We start from the raw sequence: 1,149 nt of genomic DNA on the forward strand, positions 1-1,149 counted from the left end.
CCGACCCCGACACTCAGCAAGCTCACCCGCCCTCATACCAGCAGCGAACTACCAAACACCGACCGTGACAAGACCAGCTAACAAAGCACTACTAGATCTGCCCAATGAGCACTGGACTTGTCGTGCTGAGTATTTGAGTTGGCGCCGTGCAGCCGGGCCACTGGGGTGCGGCTTGGGGAAGGCATGATCCAATCCCTGGGGATCCGATGGTGGGGGTGTGGTGTGGAGGACTGGCAGACCGATCCGACGTTCGCGATGTGCCGTGCGCTGGTGGACGGGGCGGATCTGGCCTCGTTCGTGGACGGCGTGTTCGATGTGCGGGCGGTGGTGGCCGACATGCGGCCCGAGGTTAGGCGCGGGTTCCTCCTCGACGCTGTCCCGTGGGGAAACTTTCCGCACGGGCACGATGTCCGGGAGGCCGTTCACCTGCTGCACGCTGGCGACGGGCCCGCTCGCCGCACGACGGGTCTGCTGGGCGGCCTGTGTGCCAACGACAGCCGGGCTGCAGCCGCCCTTGCCGTACCGTTTCTGATCCCCATCGCCACAGATATCCACCACCCACGCCGTGCTGATGCCCTCGGAGTGCTTTCCGCCCCGGCGCGCGCCCGGCACTTCGGCGTTGCCTCCCGCGAGGAGTTCCTTCTCCACCGCATCGACCCGCGGCGCCACGCCCTCGACGACTACGACGACTACGGCGTGGAGGTGACCGGCTACCCCGCAGGCTGGTCGGTAGCCGCCGCCCGCGCCGCGATCACCACCGAAGCGTCGGTACTCCTGACCCTTCTCGACGACCCCGACCCCGCCATCCGCATCGATGCCGCCTACGCTCTGGCCACCGCCGCCGACCCCGAGCGCACGGTCCGAACAGCCTTCGCCACCAGGCTTGCCACGGAGCGCGACGCTATAGTCAGTGCCGCCCTTCTCCTCGCAGCCGCCGAGACCACCCGCGCCGACGCGCAGCCGCCGATCGCCTCGTGGATCCGCGAGCGGTGGCAGGACCGGACACAGGCCCCCGAAGCCCGGCTGGCCGCAGCGATCGGCTGGCTCTGCCTTACTAGGACCTGTCCGGGCGATCTCCGACGGCCCGTTCGATGAGGTCGTGGATCAAGAACTCTCCGGGTCTGCGGTTCTCTTTGAGGCGGGCGAAGT

The 1,149-nt window shown here is 68.1% G+C and carries 1 protein-coding gene; it reads left to right on the plus strand.

The genetic code is table 11. From position 1 onward, the window contains the following. Window positions 1-222 precede the first annotated feature (222 nt). Window positions 223-1,095: a hypothetical protein gene (locus AB0M92_RS39290; RefSeq protein ID WP_366107197.1), complete on the plus strand. Its 873-nt coding sequence runs from the start codon at window positions 223-225 to the stop codon at window positions 1,093-1,095. The last annotated feature ends 54 nt before the right edge of the window (window positions 1,096-1,149 follow it).

The sequence above is a fragment of the Streptomyces sp. NPDC051582 genome (assembly GCF_040681715.1).
Lineage (GTDB): Bacteria > Actinomycetota > Actinomycetes > Streptomycetales > Streptomycetaceae > Streptomyces.